Annotated in this window: 12 protein-coding genes; 2 read left to right on the top strand and 10 right to left on the bottom strand. The window is 76.1% G+C overall.

What is annotated here, in order from left to right; all coding sequences use genetic code 11:
* From ACLQ22_RS24525 to ACLQ22_RS24500, 6 genes are all read right to left on the bottom strand, one after another.
* Positions 1-647: condensation domain-containing protein (locus tag ACLQ22_RS24525; RefSeq protein ID WP_425694390.1), on the bottom strand; the 647-nt coding region annotated here is incomplete at its 3' end.
* 129 nt (positions 648-776) lie between these two features.
* A complete protein-coding gene (locus tag ACLQ22_RS24520; RefSeq protein ID WP_425694389.1) occupies positions 777-1,442 on the bottom strand; it encodes a hypothetical protein in 666 nt (221 codons plus the stop codon).
* On the bottom strand, positions 1,439-4,747 hold the full coding sequence (locus ACLQ22_RS24515) for a non-ribosomal peptide synthetase (protein WP_425694388.1): 3,309 nt from the start codon (positions 4,745-4,747) through the stop codon (positions 1,439-1,441). The genes ACLQ22_RS24520 and ACLQ22_RS24515 overlap by 4 nt, the downstream gene beginning before the upstream one ends.
* Position 4,748: 1 nt before the next feature.
* Positions 4,749-10,226, bottom strand: a complete 5,478-nt coding sequence (locus tag ACLQ22_RS24510) for a non-ribosomal peptide synthetase (protein ID WP_425694387.1) — start codon at positions 10,224-10,226, stop codon at positions 4,749-4,751.
* 21 nt (positions 10,227-10,247) lie between these two features.
* Entirely contained in the window at positions 10,248-10,469 is a 222-nt protein-coding gene (locus tag ACLQ22_RS24505; RefSeq protein ID WP_334609053.1) for an MbtH family protein, read from the bottom strand.
* Positions 10,470-10,539: 70 nt separating this feature from the next.
* Complete coding sequence (locus tag ACLQ22_RS24500; protein ID WP_425694386.1) at positions 10,540-11,838, bottom strand: MFS transporter; 1,299 nt, start codon at positions 11,836-11,838, stop codon at positions 10,540-10,542.
* Between the two features lie 228 nt (positions 11,839-12,066).
* Here ACLQ22_RS24500 and ACLQ22_RS24495 point away from each other — a divergent pair, with 228 nt between their 5' ends.
* The gene (locus ACLQ22_RS24495) at positions 12,067-12,915 is read left to right on the top strand and encodes an SdrD B-like domain-containing protein (RefSeq protein ID WP_425694385.1); all 849 of its coding nucleotides are present in this window, start codon (positions 12,067-12,069) and stop codon (positions 12,913-12,915) included.
* 164 nt (positions 12,916-13,079) lie between these two features.
* Here the strand turns inward: ACLQ22_RS24495 and menC are convergent, their stop codons facing one another.
* From menC to ACLQ22_RS24480, 3 genes are all read right to left on the bottom strand, one after another.
* Positions 13,080-14,210 carry an o-succinylbenzoate synthase gene (menC, locus tag ACLQ22_RS24490; RefSeq protein WP_425694384.1) on the bottom strand — a complete coding sequence of 377 codons (1,131 nt, stop codon included), beginning with the start codon at positions 14,208-14,210 and terminating at the stop codon, positions 13,080-13,082.
* An 85-nt stretch (positions 14,211-14,295) separates the two neighbouring features.
* Complete coding sequence (locus tag ACLQ22_RS24485; protein ID WP_425694383.1) at positions 14,296-14,931, bottom strand: MurR/RpiR family transcriptional regulator; 636 nt, start codon at positions 14,929-14,931, stop codon at positions 14,296-14,298.
* 3 nt (positions 14,932-14,934) lie between these two features.
* Positions 14,935-15,627: a GNAT family N-acetyltransferase gene (locus ACLQ22_RS24480; protein ID WP_425694382.1), complete on the bottom strand. Its 693-nt coding sequence runs from the start codon at positions 15,625-15,627 to the stop codon at positions 14,935-14,937.
* 98 nt (positions 15,628-15,725) lie between these two features.
* On the opposite strand from ACLQ22_RS24480, the gene ACLQ22_RS24475 reads away from it, so the two are divergent.
* Positions 15,726-16,871 carry a M20/M25/M40 family metallo-hydrolase gene (locus ACLQ22_RS24475; RefSeq protein WP_425694381.1) on the top strand — a complete coding sequence of 382 codons (1,146 nt, stop codon included), beginning with the start codon at positions 15,726-15,728 and terminating at the stop codon, positions 16,869-16,871.
* A gap of 136 nt (positions 16,872-17,007) precedes the next feature.
* On the opposite strand, the gene ACLQ22_RS24470 is transcribed toward ACLQ22_RS24475, so the two are convergent.
* A complete protein-coding gene (locus ACLQ22_RS24470) occupies positions 17,008-18,090 on the bottom strand; it encodes a hypothetical protein (protein WP_425694380.1) in 1,083 nt (360 codons plus the stop codon).
* Between the last annotated feature and the right edge of the window lie 292 nt (positions 18,091-18,382).

Below are 18,382 nucleotides of genomic sequence, written 5' to 3'. Positions count from 1 at the left end.
TCGGTGAGCCATCGGCGTTGCCAGGCGGCGTAGTCGGCGTACTGCACGGGCAGGGGCGGCAGGGGGTCGGGCCGGCCATGGTGGTGCGCGGCGTAGAGCACCCCCAGCTCGCGGGTCAGGATCCCCAGCGACCAGCCGTCGGAGACGATGTGGTGCATCGTCAGCAGGAGCACGTGCCGGTCCGGGGCGAGGACGACGAGACGGCCCCGGAACAGCGGGCCGGCCGCCAGGTCGAACGGGGCGGTGCTCTCCTCCTGCTGGAGCCGGGCCAGGGCGGCGGCGGGATCGGCGTGCCCGGTCAGGTCGTCGAGCCCGAGCGGGAACGCGGCCCCGGGCGGATCGATGCGTTGGCCCGCCTCGGCGCCGTCGGGCACGATGCGGGTACGCAGGACCTCGTGCCGGGCGACCAGCGCGTCCAGGGCCGCCCGCAGCGCGTCCCGGTCGAGCCGGCCGTCGAGCTGGAGGGCGAGGGGCATGTGGTACGCGTGACCGACCCTGCCGAGGCGTTCCAGGAACCACAACCGCCGCTGCGCGAAGGAGAGCGGCAGGAGGCCGGACCGGTCCGGCAGGCGCTCGACCTCGGCGGGTGTCCGTGCCGGTGGGACGCGACCGGGGGCCGGAACGCGGGTCGGTTTGTCGTCCGGCAAGTGTGCCCCCTCGATTCCCCGCCGGCCCGCCGCGCCACCAGACTGCGCCACCTGACATCGGCCGAAGTGGATCCACAGTAGACGACTCGACAGGCCGAGACCAGGGACCGACGGACCGGTCCGGAGACCTCAATCCGACACGTGGCTCAGACTTTCGGCCAGCACGTCGGCCAGCCGTCCGTACGCCGCCCGGAGCACGTGCGGCGCACCCGCCGCGCCGGCCCGGTGCGCCGCCGCCAGGGCGTACGCGCGCACCAGGGCGGCCGGGTACGTCTCGGCGTACGCCGACGCGTCGGCCCGTGACAGGGCGCCTGCCAGCGCGTCGGCGTTCGCGAGGGCGTTGGCGTCGGCGAACGCCTCGGCGTTGGCCCCGGTGCTGAGGTCGGCGTAGTGCGCGGCGAACTCGACCACCTCGTCGGGACCGTAGCCGTTGGCGCTCGCGTAGACCTCGGCGTTGGCGTACGCGACCGCCCGGGCCTCGGCGTACGGGTAGGCGGCCCGGTACAGCTCGCGCAGGGCGGGCCGGAGCGCGCCGCGCCACTCGTCGGCCCCGACCCGGTCGCCGGCCAGCGCCCGCCGGTGCAGGTCACCCACCGCCCGGCCGGCGTCCCCGCCGGGCGTCGAGGCGAGCACGCGCGCGTGCCAGTCGTGCACGACCGGGAACGGCACCCGGCCGGCGAGCCGGTCGAGTTCGACGTCGACCCGCCGACGCCAGGCCGGCGGCGCGGCCGGGTCGTGGCCCTCGGCGAGCGCGGCGAGCACCGCCGCCAGCCAGGCCGGCGGCGGACCGCTCACCCGTCCCACCTCGACGGCCCGTCCATGCCGGCGAGGAGGTCGTCGACGTCGTCGTCGGTCAACGTGTCGAGGTATCCCGCGCCGTCGGGCCGAGCCGGAGCGCCGGCCCCCGCCGCTGCGGCGCCGGCGGGTGTCGCGTCGGACCCCGCGCGGGTGCCCGCCCCGGCGGCGGTGACCGCGGCGGCCAGCCCGGCCACGGTCGGGTCGTCGAAGAGCGTCCGGACCGGGAGGTCGACCCCGTACGTCGTCCACACCCGGGCCATCAGCTGGGTGGCCTTCACGGAGTGCCCGCCCAGGACGAAGAAGTTGTCGGCGATGCCGACCGGGCCGGGCAGGCCCAGCAGGTCGGCCACCAACCCCGCCAGCTCCCGCTCCAACGGGGTACGCGGGGCCACCGGCGCCTCGCCGGAGCCGGAACCCCCGCCGGGCGGTGGCAGGGCGCGCAGGTCCAGCTTGCCGCGGGAGGTCCGCGGCACCTCGGGCAGCGCCACGAGGACCGCCGGCACCATGTGCGCGGGCAGGATCCGGCGCGCGTGCTCGGCCAGCCCCGCCGGCGGATCGGTCCCGGGCGGGTCGGTGACCACGTACCCCACCAGCCGCACGCCGTCGTGCTCCACGTCGGACGCGGTCGTCACGACCGCGTCGCGGACCTGCGGGTGGCCGCGCAGCACCGCCTCGACCTCCGCCGTCTCGACCCGGAACCCCCGCACCTTCACCTGCCGGTCGGCCCGCCCCAGCGGCTCGATCCGCCCGCTCGGCAGCCAGCGGCCCAGGTCGCCGCTGCGGTAGAGGCGACCGCCGGGGGTGAACGGGTCGGGGACGAACCGCTCGGCGGTCCAGCCGGGCGCGCCGGCGTAGCCCCGGCCGACCCCCGCGCCGCCGATGCAGACCTCGCCGACGACGCCCGGCGGCACCGGCCGCAGCCACCGGTCCAGCACGTAGACCCGGCTGCCGGTGAGCGCCGGGCCCAGGTCCGGCGGCGCCGACCCCGGCTCGACCTCGGCCCCGGTGGAGTAGACGGTCGTCTCGGTCGGGCCGTAGAGGTTCCACAGGCGCGTGCCCGGCTCGGCCAGGGCGTCGGCGAGGGCCCGGGGCAGGGCCTCCCCGCCGCTGAGGCGCAGCCGCACCCCCGCCGGCACCCCGCCGGCCGCGACCAGCATCCGCCAGGTCGTCGGCGTCGCCTGGAGCATCGTGGCCCCGGCCGTGGTGAGCAGCCGGCGCAGCCGGTTGCCGTCGATCACGTCGTCGTCGCCGGCGACCACCACCGGCGCCCCGCACAGCAGCGGCAGGAGCAGGTCGAGCAGGGCGATGTCGAACGCGAACGGGCTCACCGAGAGGACCCGGTCGGCCGGCCCCAGCGGGATCATCTCGCGGAACGCGTGCAGCAGGTGCGCCACCGCGCCCTGGGTGACGGTGACCGCCTTCGGCCGGCCGGTCGACCCCGAGGTGAACAGCACGTACGCCGCCGCCGTCGCCGGCACCGCGCACGGTGGCGCCACCGCAAGCTCCGCCCCCGCGCCGGTCGGCTCCGGTCCGGCCAGGTCGAGCAGGGTCACCGACGCGGCCAGCTCGGCCAGCAGCGGCGCGGGGACGGCGCCGCTGTCCGTGACGACCACCCGCACCCCGGCGTCGGCGAGCATCCCGCGCAGCCGCCCCGGCGGATGGGTCGGGTCGAGCGGCAGGTACGCCGCCCCGACCCACCAGACGCCCAGCAGCGCCGGGAGCGGACGCGCTCCCCGGGGCAGGACGATGCCCACGGTCTCCTGGACCCGTACGCCGAGCCCGCGCAGCCCCGTGGCGATCCGGCCCGCGAGCCCGCGCAGCGCGGCGCCGGTCAGGGTCACGTCGTCGCCGGCGATCACCACCCGGTCGCCGGCGTCGATCCCGGTCACGAGCGCCGCCGCGGTGCTGCCCGGCGGCGGGACCGACCCGGACCGGGCGGCCGGCCACACCCGGGTGACGAGGTCCGCCGTCGCGGGGGAGAGGACGTCCACGTCGCAGACGCGGGTCTGCGGGGCGGTCGCCAGCGCGGTCAGGATCGCGCCCAGGGCGTCGGCGAACCGGCCCGCGCTGTCCGGGGTGAAGAGGTCGGTGAGGTACCGCAGGCGCACCGTCAGCTCGTCGGGGCCGGCGACGGCGGCCAGCTCCAGCTCGAACTTGCCGGTGCCGGTGGGCACCAGCTCCGGCCGCCAGCGCAGCGCCCCCCGCTCCAGCGGCGCCAGGGCCTCCTCGACCGTGCACATCACCTGCACCAGCGGCGCCCGCGACGGCTGCCGCTGCGGCCGGCACAGCTCCACCACCTGGGCGAACGGCAGGTCCTGGTGGGCCTGGGCGCGCGCGGTGGCGGCGTGCAGTCGGTCGAGCAGTTCGGCGAGCGTCGGCTCGCCGTGCAGCACCGCCCGGATCGCGACGGTGTTGGCGAACAGGCCCAGCATCGGCTCGGTCTCGATCCGGGTGCGCCCGGCCACGGGCACGCCGACGAGCACGTCGTCCGCGCCGCTGAGCCGGGACAGCAGGGCCGCGTACGCGGTCAGCAGCACGGTGAAGAGGGTGCTGCCCCGCTCCCCGGCCAGGCGGCGCAGCGCCCCGGCCAGCTCCCCGTCGACCGGCACCGCCACCTCGCCGGCGGCCGGCGACAGCCGGTCGGGGTACGGGTGGTCGACCGGGAGCGGCACCTCCGGCGGGGCGCCGGCCAGCTCGGCCGGCCAGAAGCGTTCCGCCTCGGCGTGACCGCCCGCGTCGTCGTGCTCCCGCTCCCAGAGGGCGAAGTCCGCGTACTGCAGGGGCGGCTCGACCGAGACGGGCGCCCGGCCGGCGTGCAGCGCCTCGTAGTCGGCGGAGATCTCGTCGAAGAGCAGCCGGAACGACCAGCCGTCGACGATCGCGTGGTGCGCGACCAGCGCCAGGACGTGCCGCTGCGGGGCGAGCCGCAGCAGCGTGACCCGGGTCAGCGGGCCACGCTCCAGCGGCAGCGGCGTGCGGGCGTGCTCCCGCAGCGCGACCCGGGCCGCCGCCTCCCGGTCCGCCTCGGGCAGCTCGTCCAGGGCCACGACCTCGATGGCGCTCGCGCGGGCGGTGTCGTCGATCATCTGGATCGGCCGCCCGCCGTTGGCCCGGAAGCTGGTGCGCAGGATCTCGTGCCGCTCGACCGCCGCCGCCCAGGCCCCGTCGAGCGCGGCCGTGTCCAGCGGGCCGTCCAGCCACACCGCCCACCCGACGTGGTAGGTCGGCTGGCCCGGGTCGAGCTGGTCGAGCAGCCACATCCGCCGTTGCGCGGCCGACGCCGGGAACTCGAACACGGCCATCTCAGCGCACCTGCCCGTCGACCGCGACGACCCGCAGCTCGGCGGTGTACCGGCCGTCGGGACCGGTCAGCCAGAGCTGGTCCGGCGCGGGCAGCATCTCCACCACCGCCACCGTGGCGTCGTCGCCGGCGTGCCGGCGGGCCCGGCGGACCGACCGGGACACCAGGTCGACCGAGGCGAGGCTGGTCAGGTCGGCGTGGACCGGTTTCCGCTCGCCCGCGCAGCGCAGGAACACGTGACGCGGCAGGCCGTGGGCGCCCGCCCAGGCCCGCGCCTGCCGGAACCGCAGCGCCTCGTCGCGGGTGTCGGCGAAGGCGAGGTCGGCGGCGGCGAACGTCCACGCCTCGCGGCTGACCACGAGGGAGTCGATGGTGATCCGGGGCTGGTGCGCCGCCGGGGGTAGGACGCGGAAGAGCTGGGACAACCCGGCGCCGACCACGTCGCCGAGGACGTGCATCAGGTCCACGTCGAACCGCCCGTCGCGCGACCGTACCCGCAGCCCGCCGGGCGTGTCGACCAGGTCGCACTCGCCGACGCGCAGGCTGCGGCGCGGGTCGTGCCCGAACGAGTCGTGCGCGAACACCAACCGGATGTCGTCGGGTCCGGTCAGCGCGTTGCTCTGCCTGGTCGGCACGCCGCCCTCCTGGCCGGTCTCGGCGGGATAGACCGCCCCGGTGCCCACGTCCCGGGCCAGCGCGGCGCGCAGCGCGTCCACCTCCGGGTGGTAGGCGACCCAGGTGGCGTACCGCAGGGTGTTGACGCCCGGGTGCAGCTCGCCCAGGACCCACTCGTCGCCGGCGCGCATCAGGTCCGGGCTGTGCTGCCGCGCGGTCGGCCAGCCGGGCCGTCCCGGCGGGAAGGCGGCGGCCACCGCCGGGGCCAGCTCCGCCGCCGTGAGCCGGACGCGTCGCCCGTCCGCCGGAAGCGGCAGCACGTCGGCCCAGCGCCGGTGCAGCGCGGCGGTCAGCAGGGCGGTCAGCCGTTGCGGCGGATGGAACAGAGCCTCGCCGGCCAGCAGCCAGAAGTCGGCGAGCGGGACCACGTCGGTGCCCAGCTCGGCGGCCCGGCGCCGGTAGATGTCCGCGCAGAGGCGCCGGTAGAGCGTCGCGCCGGCGGCGGTGAACCAGCGCGCGCTCTCCAGCACCAGGCCGAGCGCGTCGCGGATCCCGTCCAGGCCCGCCTCGCCGACGCCGACCGTGCCGGCGCGCAGGCACTCCTCGTAGACGGGGGTGCGGCCGGCGTACATCGTGCCGGCGCGCCGGGTGGCCGGGACGCCGGCCAGCCGGGTGAAGGTGGCCTCCAGGTCGGCCATCGCGCCGGTCAGCCGCTCCGGGTCGCCGGCCGCCGAGGCGAGCGCGTCCCGGGCGGCGCAGAGCTCGTCCAGGGCGGCGAGCGCGGGCCCGCGCACGGCCTCGTCGGTGACCCGGGCCAGCCGGGCCCGCATGGTCCGCTCTGGCCGGGTGTCGTGCGGCGCCACCTCCGGCCGCCACGCGATCCGGTGGGCCCCGGCCAACGTCTCCAGCACCTCGTGCACCTCCCGCGTCGACCGCAGTCCCGGACCCGGCTCGGCCAGCACGGCCCCGGCGACCTCGTCGGCGTCCCGGACCCCGTCGCAGGCGCGCAGCACCGCCGCCTCGGCGTCGGTCAGCGCCACCGGCGGGGCGAGCGGCACCCGCAGCGTCGTCCCGGCCAGCTCCAGGAAGGGCATGAGCCGGGGTACGAGCCACGGGCGCAGCCGTTCCGCGTACGGGGCCAGCACCGCGGCGACCGCCCAGCCCTCCAGGTAGACCGTCCGCCCGGCGAGCAGCGCCGGTGGGTCCGCGGGGTCGACCCGCACGCCGGCGCCCGGCTCGATCCGCGCCCAGCCGACCGGCCCGAAGAAGCCGATCGTGTCGTTCTTCGCGCAGTAGCGCTGGAGGTAGCTGGTGACCAGCGCCTCGTGCTGGCGGTGCTTGGTGTTGCGGGTCGGGTTGCCGGGGCCCCGGCGCAGCAGCGCGTCGACGCCGGTGCGCAGCGCGTGCGGGTTCTGCCAGGCCACCGCCTCGCGGAAGCGGGGGTGGGCCGCCACCGCGTGCAGCGCGACCGTGAGCCGGTCGACCGCCCCCGGGTACGCGGCCGCGTACGCCGCCTCGGCGCCGGCGACGCCGGCCGGGTCGCCGTCGGCCCGGGCCGCCACCACGCGGTCCGCGGCGGCGGCGAGCGCCGCGTCGCCGAGCGGGGCGAGCAGGTCGACCGGGAGGCCCGCGCCCCGCAGGCAGACGGTCCGCCACAGGGCCCATCCGTCGGTCAGCCGGGCCAGGTGCGCGGGCAGGTCCCGGTCGCTGCGGTGCGGCACCCGGTCGCGGCGGCGCAGCGCCGGCCCCGTCCCCACCCGGCCGTCCGGTGCCGATCCGGTCGCCGCGTCGATCGCCGCCGCCGTCGCGGCCAGGGTCGGTGCCTGGTAGAACGGGCCCACGCCCAGTTCCACGCCGAACGCCTCGCGGATCCGGAACATCAGCCGGGTGACCGTCAGCGAGTTGCCGCCGAGGGTGAAGAAGCCGGTCTCCCGCCCGATGCTCGCGGGCGGGGGCCCGCCGGGCAGCAGCCGGGACCAGAGCCCGGCCAGCCGGTGTTCGGTCGGCGTGGCGGGCCCGGCGACGTCCGGATCCGTCCCGGCGAGGTCGGGCGCCGGCAGCGCCGCCCGGTCGACCTTCCCGTACGCGGTCAGCGGCAACCGGTCGAGGACGGCGAACGCGGCCGGCACCAGGTGGGCCGGCAGCCGGGCGGCGACGTGCTCACGCAGGCTCGCCGCGCTCGGGACCGTCGCGCCGGCCGGCGTGACGTAGCCGACCAGGTGCCGCTCCGGCCCGTCGCCCCGTACGCCCACCGCCGCCGCGGCGACCCGCGGGTGCGTCCTGAGCACCGCCTCCACCTCGCCCGGCTCGACCCGGAAGCCCCGGATCTTCACCTGGTCGTCGCGGCGGCCGAGGAACTCCAGCACCCCGTCGGCGCGCCAGCGGACGACGTCACCGGTGCGGTAGAGGCGCCCACCGGGCACCAGCGGATCCGGCACGAACGCCCGGGCGGTCGCCGCCGGGTCGCCGAGGTAGCCGCGGGCCAGCCCGTCGCCGCCGGTGTACAGCTCGCCCGCGACCCCGACCGGCACCGGCCGGCCGCTTGCGTCGAGCACGTGGACGGTGCTCTGCGGCACGGGACGGCCGATCGGCACCCGGTCACCCACCGGCCCGGCGCCGCTCATCAGGTGGCAACTGGTCAGCGTCGTGTTCTCCGTCGGCCCGTACGCGTTGACCAGCGGAAGCCCGCCGCGCGCGGCGAGCACGGCGCGGACCGCGCCCGGGTCGGCCACGTCGCCGCCGGTGAGCAGTTGCCGCACGCCCGCCAGCGCCGTGACGTCCTCCTCGGCGAGCTGCCGGAAGAGCCCGGCGGTGAGGAAGGCGACGGTGACCCCGCCGGTACGCATCAACGCGGTCAGCCGGGTGAGGTCCACCGGGTCCGGCGGCGCGACCACCGCCGTGGCGCCGGTCAGCAGGGCGCCCCAGATCTCCCAGGTGGACGCGTCGAACGCGGTCGGGGCGAACTGGAGCACCCGCTCGCCGGGGCCGAGGGTGGCGAAGTCCGGGTCGGTCACCAGCCGCACCACGCCCCGGTGGGTGATCCCGACCCGCTTGGGCGCCCCGGTCGAGCCGGAGGTGTGCAGGACGGCGGCGAGCTGCGACGGGTGGATCCGCCCCGGCGGCGGGCCGGCCGGCGCCGCTTCCCCGTCCGGCGCGTCGACGTCCAGCACCCGGACCGGGCCGAGGTCGGGCAGGCCGGCGGCGGTCGCGGAGGCGGTCAGCAGCACACGGGTGCCGCTGGCGGCGAGGAGGCCCGCGATCCGGGCGGGTGGGGCGGCCGGGTCCACGGGGAGGTAGGCCCCGCCGGCCTTGAGCACGCCCAGCAGGGCCCGGATCAGCGGTTCGCCACGGGGGAGCAGCACGGCGACGGGGGTCTCCCCGGCGACCCCGTGCCGGCGCAGCGTCCAGGCCAGCCGGTCGGCTGCCCGGTCCAGCTCCGCGTACGAGACGGTGCGGTCGTCGAGGACCAGCGCGGTGGCGGCCGGGTCGCCGGCCACGCGGGCCGCGAAGACCTCGGGGACGGAGGCGTCGCGGGGGTAGGGCCGCCGGGTGGCGTTCCAGGCGGCGCGCAGGGGCGCCTCGCCGGCGGCGCCGAGGTCCAGGTCGGCCAGGCGGGCGTCCGGTCGCTGCGCCAACTCGCGCACGGTGCCGTGCAACTGCGCGAGGATCCGCCGCGCCGCCGCGTCCAGCAGCCTGGTGCCGTCCCACGTCACGCCGAGGCGCAGCTCCGGTTCGTCGAAGGCGTGCACCGTCAGCGGGTAGCCGGGCATGCGGTGCACGCGGGCCGAGCGCCGGGCCCCCTCCGGCCCGCCCTCGGCCAGGGCGGTGGACAGCCGCTGCCGCTCGAACACCACCAGGCTGTCCAGCAGCGGCGTGTCGGGCGGCAGGCCGGCCTGGTCGAGGATGGTGTGCAGCGGCGTGAGCTGGTGTTCGCGGATCCGCCGGATCCGGTCCGCCACGTCGGCCAGGAACCGCCGCACCGTCCACCGTGGATCGAGGCGGATCCGCAGCGGCACCGTGTTGAGTAGCAGCCCGAGGATCTTCTCGGCGTCCGGGACGCTGTCGTACCGGCAGGATCGCGTGACCGCGAAGGTGACGTCGTCGACCCCGCCGTAGCCGCCGCGCAGCAGCGCCCAGGCCGCGTGGACCACGGCGCCGACGCCGACGCCCGCCGCTGCGGCGGTGGCGCGGAGCCGGTCGGACTCCGGCCGGGTGAGGGCGACCTCGTGCGAGGCGGGCACGCCGCGCGCGCCGGGGTCCGCGTCGAGGCGGCCCGGGAGCGTCCGGGGCATCGGGGCGTCGCCGAGGTACCCCTTCCAAAACGCGTCGCCGCTGCTCGGGTCGCGCGTGCCCCACCAGTGCACGAAGTCCGCGAACGGCGGCCGGCGCGGCGGGTCCGGCGCCCGGCCGGCCCGGCGCGCGGCGTAGTCGGCGAGGACCTCGTCGAGCAGCATCCGGGTGGAGCGGCCGTCGAGGATCGCGTGGTGGAAGGTGACGACGACGTGGTGGTCGCTCAGCGCGGTGACCCGCAGCAGGGGCGCCCGACCCACGTCGAAGGGCTCGTGCCGGTCGGTGGGCAGGAAGTCGTCGAGCGTCGCCTCCCGCCACCGCAGGTCCGGCGCCACGGTGGACCGGACGACCTGCGCGACGCCGTGGTCACCGTCGACCTCGAAGGCCGTACGCAGCACCGCGTGCCGCCGGGTCGCGGCCTGCCAGGCGGCGGTGAACGCGTCCCGGTCCGGCGGACCGTCCCACCTGATCGTGACCTGCTGGACGTCCACCCCTCCGGCGGGCTGCCGGAGGGTCTGCAGCACCATCCCGCGTTGCACGGCGAGGGCCGGATACCGCTGGCAACTGTCGTTCATGCGCCCTCGTCCGGTGCGGCGTCAGCCGGTGGCGGCGTGCTCGTCCATCCAACGCCGCAACGACAGCGGCCGCATGTCCGTCCACACCTCGTCGATCCGGGCGAGGCACTCGCCGCGTGTCCCGGTGGTGCCCTCACGCCGCCAGCCGGCGGGCAGTTCACGGTCGTCCCACCAGATCGAGAACTGTTCCTCGTCGTTCACGACCACGGCGTACGTCCGGGTGTCGTCGTCGTCAGCGCTCATCGGACCCCCTTCGCCGGGAAGGATTTCAGCCACGTCGATTCCGTGTCAAGGATCGGTCGATCTTCCGACGTCACGCGGAGGTGGGCCGTACGGCCGCCTCGGAGTCCGGTGTGGACGACGGTGCCGGCGCGTCGGCGCCGGCGTCGATCCGCGACGTCCGGGCGACCCAGCCGACGGCCGGGCCGGCGGCCAGCGCGCAGCCCACGAAGATCGCCGCGACGACCCACCAACCCCAGCCGCCGGTCTGGATCGCGAGGAGGGTCAGGCCCACCGGCGCGAAGACGTCCGCCGCCGAGCTGATGGTCTGTGCCGTGCCGAGGTACACCCCGCGCGACGCGGCGGGCGGCACATTGGTCTGGACGAACCAGAGCGCCGCCGAGAACCACAACTCGGTGGTGGTCACCAGCACCACGACGCCGAGGAGCGCGACGACGGTCCATCCGCCGCCGGTCCGGCCCGCGAGCGCGGCCACCAGGCAGGCGAGCGCGGTGACGAGGGCGCCCCGGCGGATCAGGCGGGCCGCGCCGGGAAGCGAGTCCGCGCCGCGCGACGCCGGCACCTGCAACGTGATCACCAGCACCGTGTTGAGGGCCAGCATCGCGCCGAGCAGCGGCTTGGGGGCGTCGGTGTGGGTGATCGCCCAGAGCGGCAGGATCTCGACGAGGATCACCGAGTGGAACATCATGACGGCGAGGAGCACGGCGGTCGTCACGTAGGGCAGGTCCTTCAGCACCGCCCAGCGCGAGGCGGTGGCCGCCCGGTCGTGGCGTACCACCGGCGCGGCCGGTAGCCGGGTCACGAGGGCGGCGTTGAGCAGGGACAACGCGGAGTTGAGCAGCACCATGGCGACGAGCGCGGTGGCGGAGTCGAACGCCAGCGCCACCGCGCCGAGCCCGGTGCCGAGGGTGAACCCGGCGTTGAGGTACGAGCGCGCGTACGCCATCGTCCGCACCCGGTCCCCGGCCGGCATGGCGTCGGCGGTGTAGATGGTGCGCCCGGCGTTGGCGAACGAGTCGGTCACGGCGGCCACCACCATCAGCACCACGAAGCCCACGAAGGACGTCACGAGCGGATAGGCGGCGAAGGTCAGCGCCGAGCCGAGCGCGCCGACGGCCCAGGACCGCTGCCCGCCGATCCGGTCGGCCAGCGCGCCCAGCGGCAGCGAGGTGGCGACCCCGGCGAGCCCCGCGATCGAGAAGCCGACCCCGATCTGCACGGCGCTGAGCCCGAGCACCTCGGTGAAGAACACGATGCTGCCGGTGAGGAAGGTGCCGCTGCCGACGGCGACCATGGCGGACTGGTACGCGATCGCCCGGGGCAGCCCGGGCGGCGGCAGGAGCCGGGACGCGGCGAATCGGTGACCGTCCATGGTGCCGGTCAGGCTACCCGGGCGGTCGCCTCCGGTGGCGTCGCCGACCCGGCGCGCGGGCCCGGTCCGGTGCCGCGGGGAAGGCTCGCTGCCCTGCGTCCGCCCACCGGCGGCGGGCAACCGGCGGCGGTCGATCGCCCGGCGCGCGCCCATGGCCGCCCGGCTTGCAGCTCGCCGAGATGACCGGGTCACATATGGTGGACACTCATCGACACGGGGAGATCAATGATGTCTGTAAGAATGGCCGTCGCCGCGGCGGCCGGCCTCGGCTCGGTCGTGCTCTCTGCGGTCCCGGCGGTCGCCGCACCCAAGCTGCCGGACGTGACCGTGACCGTGACCAGCGAGCGCTTCGTCCTGCCCAGCGACGGCTGGACCTCGGTGGACGCGGTGGCGCGCAACGCCGGCACCAAGGCTGCGGCGGGGGTCCGGTTGGTCTTCACGCTGCCCGAGCCCTTCCAGATCGGGCAGATTGCCACGACCAACGCATGGACCTGCGGCTTCACCACGCCCACCGTCACCTGTGACCTGGTGGGGGACCTGGCCCCGGGGGCGTCGGCGCCCGCCGTCAACCTCACCGGATACCTCTACAGTGCGCCGATCGGCGCGCCGGTCGAGGCCGTCGCCACGGTGTCCACCACGACGCCCGAGCAGGCCGTCGGCAACAACACGGGCACCAAGCAGTTCCAGATTGTCGGCAAGGGCACCCTCCGCGGCGTGATCTGGAACGATCTGGACGCCGACGGCATCCGGGAGGCGGGCGAGCCACTGGTCACCAACGTGGGGCTGAGCTTCTGGAGCGTCGTCGACGACGACCAGTACGGCTTCTCCAACTCCTACGACGGCACCTACCGCTTCGACGTCCCGGCGAAGCACTACGTCGGCCGAGTCCAGCTGTACAAGAGCAACTGGCGGTTCACCACACCGAACGTCGGCGCCGACGACACCGTCGACTCGGACGTGGTGCAGGTCTCCGAGACCACCTACACCAGCAACGGTGAGACGGCGGTCCTGTCCGCGGTGGCGGGAGAGACCACCACGGTCGACATCGGAGTCGTGGCCAACAGCCCCACGTCGTGACCTGATCGGTGGGACGCCGCCCGCAGGACACCGGCAGCCGTACGCGTCGCGCGAGCCGGACCGGCGACGACGGTGATCCGTCACGGGGCGGCGTCCCACCAGCTCGGCAGGGTAGGTCAGCTCACCGACCGGTGGTGGCACCACCGGGAGCACCTTTCGGCCCGTCACGCCGCGTCGTCCGCGCGCAGCACGAGCCGGTCGGTGGTCCTCTCCCCGATGTACGTCAGGTCGGCGTCCCACCCGAGCCCGGGCCCGGCGGGCACCTCGACGAGCCCGTCGGCGCTCACGATCGGGCGGGTGGTGACGTCGCGGGCGTAGTACTTGTCGGAGCCGGAGACGTCCGAGGGGAGCGTGAAGCCGGCGAGCGCGCTCAGCGCGACGTTGGCGGCCCGTCCGATCCCGAACTCGTGCATGCCGCCGCACCACACCGGGACGCCGTGCTCGCGCGCGAGGTCGTGCGCCCGTACGGCGTGGGTCAGCCCACCCATCCGCGAGACCTTGACGTTGAGCACGCGTACGGCGCCCAGGCGCAGCGCGGTGACGAGGTCGTCCAGCTCCTCGACGGACTCGTCGAGACAGACGGGGGTGTCGATGCGTTCCTGGAGGGCGGCGTGCGCGACGAGCGCCCGTGGCGCGAACGGCTGCTCGATCATCAGCAGGCCCAGGCCGTCGAGTTCCGCCAGGACGGCCCGGTGTTCCGGGGTGTCCTCGTAGGCGCCGTTGGCGTCGACGTGCAGCGGCACGCGCGGATGTGCCGCGCGCACGGCCCGCACCGGGTCGACGTCCCAGCCGGGCGCGATCTTGAGCTTGATCCTGCGGTAGCCCTCGTCGACCCGCAGCCGCACCTGCGTGAGGAGGTCGTCGACGGTGGGTTCGATCCCCAGCGACACCCCCGCCTCGACGCTGCCGCGCGTGCCGCCCAGCGCGTGCGCGAGGGAGGTGCCTTCGGCGGCCGACCACAACGCCCAGGCGGCGATGTCGAAACCGGCGCGGGCGAAGTGGTTGCCCCGGACCCTGCCGAGCGTCGCGGCCAGGTCCGCCGGGTGCTCCCAGCCGGTACGCAGGACCATCGGCGCGAGGTGGTCACGGGCGACCGCCCAGCAGCTCTCGACGGTCTCGGCGCAGTAGAACGGGCCGCTCGGCGAGGCGATTTCGCCCCACCCCACGGCGCCGTCGGTGTCGGTGAGCGCGACCAGGATGTGCTCCAGCTCGCGCTTGGCGTGGGAGCTGGTCTGGAACCGGTGCACGAGCGGCAGCCGGACCCGGCGCAGCTCCACCGCCTCGATCCGCCTCACGCCGGCACCTCGCCGCGCCCGGCGTGACCGTGCCGGTCGTCCCGGGCCGGCCCGTCGCCGCTCCCTCCGCCTCGCCTGGAATCGGTCACGGCTCCTCCTGGTAGAGATCGAGTTCGGCGGCGAGGGCGTCGCGCTCGCGCAGGCGGCGGCCGGCCCCCTTCGAGCTGGCGATGGTCAGGGTGGCGAGCAGGTGCAGCGCGAGCACCACCGAGGTGGGGGAGTTGGCGTAGGAGGCGCTGTCGGTGCCGATGACGATGCGGACGGCGGCGCTCTCGGCCAGCGGCGCGTCCTCGGCGTCGGTGACGAGGACCAGTTGGCCGCCGTGCCGGACGTAGGCGGAGGCGACGTCGATGGTCTCGCGCCGGTAGCGCGCCATGCAGACGGCCACGAGCAGGTCGCCCTGGCGGATGTCGCTGAGCACGTCGAGGGGCCGCAGTGCCGCGCCGTCGACGAGGTGGACGCCGGAGAGCCCGGCGCTGAGGTCGGAAGCGAGCAGGGACGCGAAGCCGAGCGACTTGCCGTGGCCGAGCAGGTAACGCCGCCGGGCCGACACGATGAGCGCCGCGGCCCGCTCGATGGCGTCCTGCTCGGCGGCCCACGCCAGCGCCGTGGCGAACTCGGTGCGTTGCTGCTCCAGGACCCGCTGCTTGAGCACCTGCGCGGACCTGCGCTGCACGTTGCGGTCGAAGCGCTCCGAGGGCGTCGATCTTCTCGTGGTCATGCCTCAATCCTGTGCGAACAGGTAGCTGACGCGGCCGGGGCGGTCCGCCCGCCGCGCGACGCCGACGAGCCGCCCGCCCGCGGCGAACCGGTCGGCCAGCTCCTGGCGCAGTCGCGCCCGGTCGTCGGGCCTCCGGGCGGCGGTACGGTCGTCGGCGGGCGAGTCCACCGCCGCGTGCCCGGGCGCCCGGGTGCCGCCCCCGGGCCGGTCGAGGTCCCACCGGACCAGGACCCGGTCGCTGTCGCCGTCGTCGTAGAAGTCGGGCAGGAAGCGGATTCCGACGGCGCCCAGCACGTTCAGGTTGAAGTGGACGTTGCGCAGCGCGTACGGGTCGAAGGTCCACCGCATCGTGCGCGCGCCCGCGCGTCGTGCCGCCTCGGCCTGGGCGTGCTTGAGCAGGCGGCCTACGCCGCGCCCCTGCGCCCGCGCGTCGACGACGGCCGCCTGCGAATAGTGGTACAGCTCGCCGTGCTCGACGCCCGTGAAGCCGTAGCAGAAGCCGACGAGGGAGCCGTCCCCGTCGAACGCGCCGACCACGGTCCCGGCGTTCTCGCGCAGCGCGGCCAGGAGGCGAGGGCTGACGGCGTGCTCGGGGCCCTGGTAACCGAAGACGGTCCGGTAGAGCGCCGATGCCGCCGTCCACTCGGCGAGCCCGGCGAGGTCACGCGCCACGATCCCCTGCGGGTCAGCGGTCATCAGCCACTCCCTTGTGAAAGATAGCGATCGTATGTCGCCCATGCTGCCGCCGATCTGGCCCGTTGACAAGGTGTTCGAGTGAATCATATGGTCCGCATATGTCGTCCTCGGAATCCAGCCCCGCGCTCGACGCGCTGCACCGCTACACGCTGCACGAGTCGCCGACCGGTGACCGGCGGGCGCTGGCCGCGCTGGCCGACGTGCTCGACGCCGACGCCGCCCGCGCCGGCTTCGACACCGCCCGGGTGCCACACCCGAGCGGCGACCATCTGGTCTGGACCCTTCCCGCGCGAGGGGTCCCGGGCGACCCGGTGCTGCTGCTGACCCACTACGACACCGTCTGGCCGGTCGGCACGCTGTCCGGCATGCCGTGGTCCGTCGAGGGAGACGTCGTCCGCGGCCCGGGCGTGTACGACACCAAGGCCGGGATCGTCGCACTGCTCGCGGCGGCGGCACGCGTCGAGCGGCAGAGCGCCCCGCACCCCGAGATCAGGGTCCTCGTCGTCGCCGACGAGGAGATCGGCTCGCCCACCGCCACCGGGCTGGTCCGGGCCGAGGCGGCCCGGGCCCGCGCGGTGCTCGGCCTGGAACCGCCGCACCCCGGCGGCGACCTCAAGACCGGCCGGCGCGGCAGCACCCGGGTCCGCATCGAGGTCACCGGGATCGAGGCGCACGCCGCGCTCGACCCGGACGCCGGAGTCAACGCCATCGACGAGCTCGTCGACCAGCTCGTGCGGCTCCGCGCACTCGTGCGGGGCCGGCCGGTCCTGCTCAACACCGGCACCATCGCCGGCGGGGGGCGGACCAACGTGGTGGCCGGCGAGGCCCACGTCGAACTGGGACTGCGCTTCAGCGACCCGGCGGACGAGGACGCCGTCCTCACCGGCCTGCGGTCGCTGCGTCCGGTGCGCGACCGCGCCCGGCTCGACACCCGGCTGCTCTCGCACCGGCCCACCTGGCGGCCGGACGAGGCGGGGGCGCACCTGCTCGACCGGATCGTGGGCATCGCCGCCGACCTCGGTCAGGGCGGCCTCGCCGGTCGCCCGGCGGACGGTGCCGCCGACACCAACACGACGGGTGCGCTCGGCCGCCCCACCGTCGACGGGCTCGCCCCGCCCGGTGGCGGCGCACACGCCTGGCAGGAGTGGGTCTCGGCGGCCGGCATCGACGCGCGCAGCGACCTGCTGGCCGCCCTGTTCACCGGCCTCCACACCGCGGCTCCGTGCCGTGGGGACGGCGCCTGACCCGGGCGCGCACCCCGGAAGCCGCGGCGGCTGGCGCGACCCGGCCCGCCGCGCGGATAGGCGACCCGGCAAACCGCGTGGCGGGACCTGACCCGCCGCGTCCGGGTCGGCGCGACCCGGGTACCCCGGTCGCGGGTCAGTGCGATCTGGCGCGCCGCGCGCGGGTCAGTGCGAGCAGCCCCACGGCGATCAGGGCCAGCCCGAGCGCTCCGGCCGCCACGAGGTAGGTCCCCACGGCACTGGAGCGGCCGGTCCCGTCGCCGGCGGCGCGGGCCGTCGGCCCGGGCGTGCTGGACGGGGCGGGGGACCCGGCGGCCGCCGGCAGCGGGTAGCGCCGGACCGCGGGCATCGTCCCCGGCGGCTGGTCGGCGGTCTCGGACACGGTGAGCAGGGACCGCCCGTCGCGGCTGTAGGTGACCGACTCGCCCTGCGGCTCGTCGGGCAGCGCGATGATCCGTGGCGTCCCGCCGGTCAACGCGGTGACCACGTCGCCGTCGGTCACGTCGAACTCGTACGCGTCCGCGTAGGTGCGCAGGACGATCCGGCGCCCGTCCGGTGCGGTGGCGGCGCCGGTGACCGCCGTGCGACCGAGCGCCCCGAACGGGTTGCTCGTCGTGGAGGCCGGCAGCCGGACCTGCCCCACCTTCACCAGCGGCGTCGTCGCACCCGCACGCAGGGCGCCGCTCGGCGCGTACACGTTGGCCGAGTACTTGGACACGACCACCGGCCGGTCGTCGCCGGTCACGAGCAGGGCCTCGGCGTCGTGCGGACCGTCCGGATAGGCCATGCGGTACAACACCGGCCGGTCGGCTCCCGGCGGCAGCTTCCACACCGCGATCGTCTGCCGCGACCGGTCGTTGTCCCCGATGTCCGCCACCCAGACCGTGCCGTCCGCGCCGACGGCGAGGTCCTCGGTGTCGCGCGGCCGGGACGGATAGGACACGGTCCGCACGACGGAGCACCGATCGTCCAGGAAGAAGATGCGGCGGCGGGCCTCGTCGTCCGCGCCGTCGTTGACCATGACGAAGCCGTCGTCCGTGGCGACCATGCCGGAGATCTCGCTCAGCCGGCCGCCACGCACCTCGCACACCGGCGTCCCGGGGGCCGCCGCGGGTGTCGGGTCGGCCACGGCACCACCGGGGGCCGTCGCGACGGCGAGGACGACGACCGTCCCCGCCGCGACCCGCAGCCGCCAGGTCCCGTTGCCTCGTCGCCTCACCAGCAGTCCCTTTCAGTGCCGGTCCGCTCCGTCCGGCAATTCGGTGCCGGTGCGCGCACCGGCGATCCACACCCGCCGACCCGGGCGTCACGCCGTGTGCCGGGACCGGCTGCCGTCCGCCCGGCTCCGCTGCGTCGCCGCCCCGACGTGAGCGCGTCCGGGCGCGTGACCAGGGGATGAGTGTATGACCCGGTGGCGCGGCCCCGGTCACGGCCCGCCGTGCCGGCGACCCGGACCGTCGCCGTCGCCGTCGCCGCGACCGGGACCGGTGACGCCACCGCCCGCCCGCATC

Source organism: Micromonospora sp. DT178 (genome assembly GCF_049841695.1).
Classification (GTDB): Bacteria; Actinomycetota; Actinomycetes; order Mycobacteriales; family Micromonosporaceae; genus Micromonospora.
Note: the sequence above shows the minus strand (reverse complement) of the source record. Positions and strands in the feature narration are given on the sequence as shown.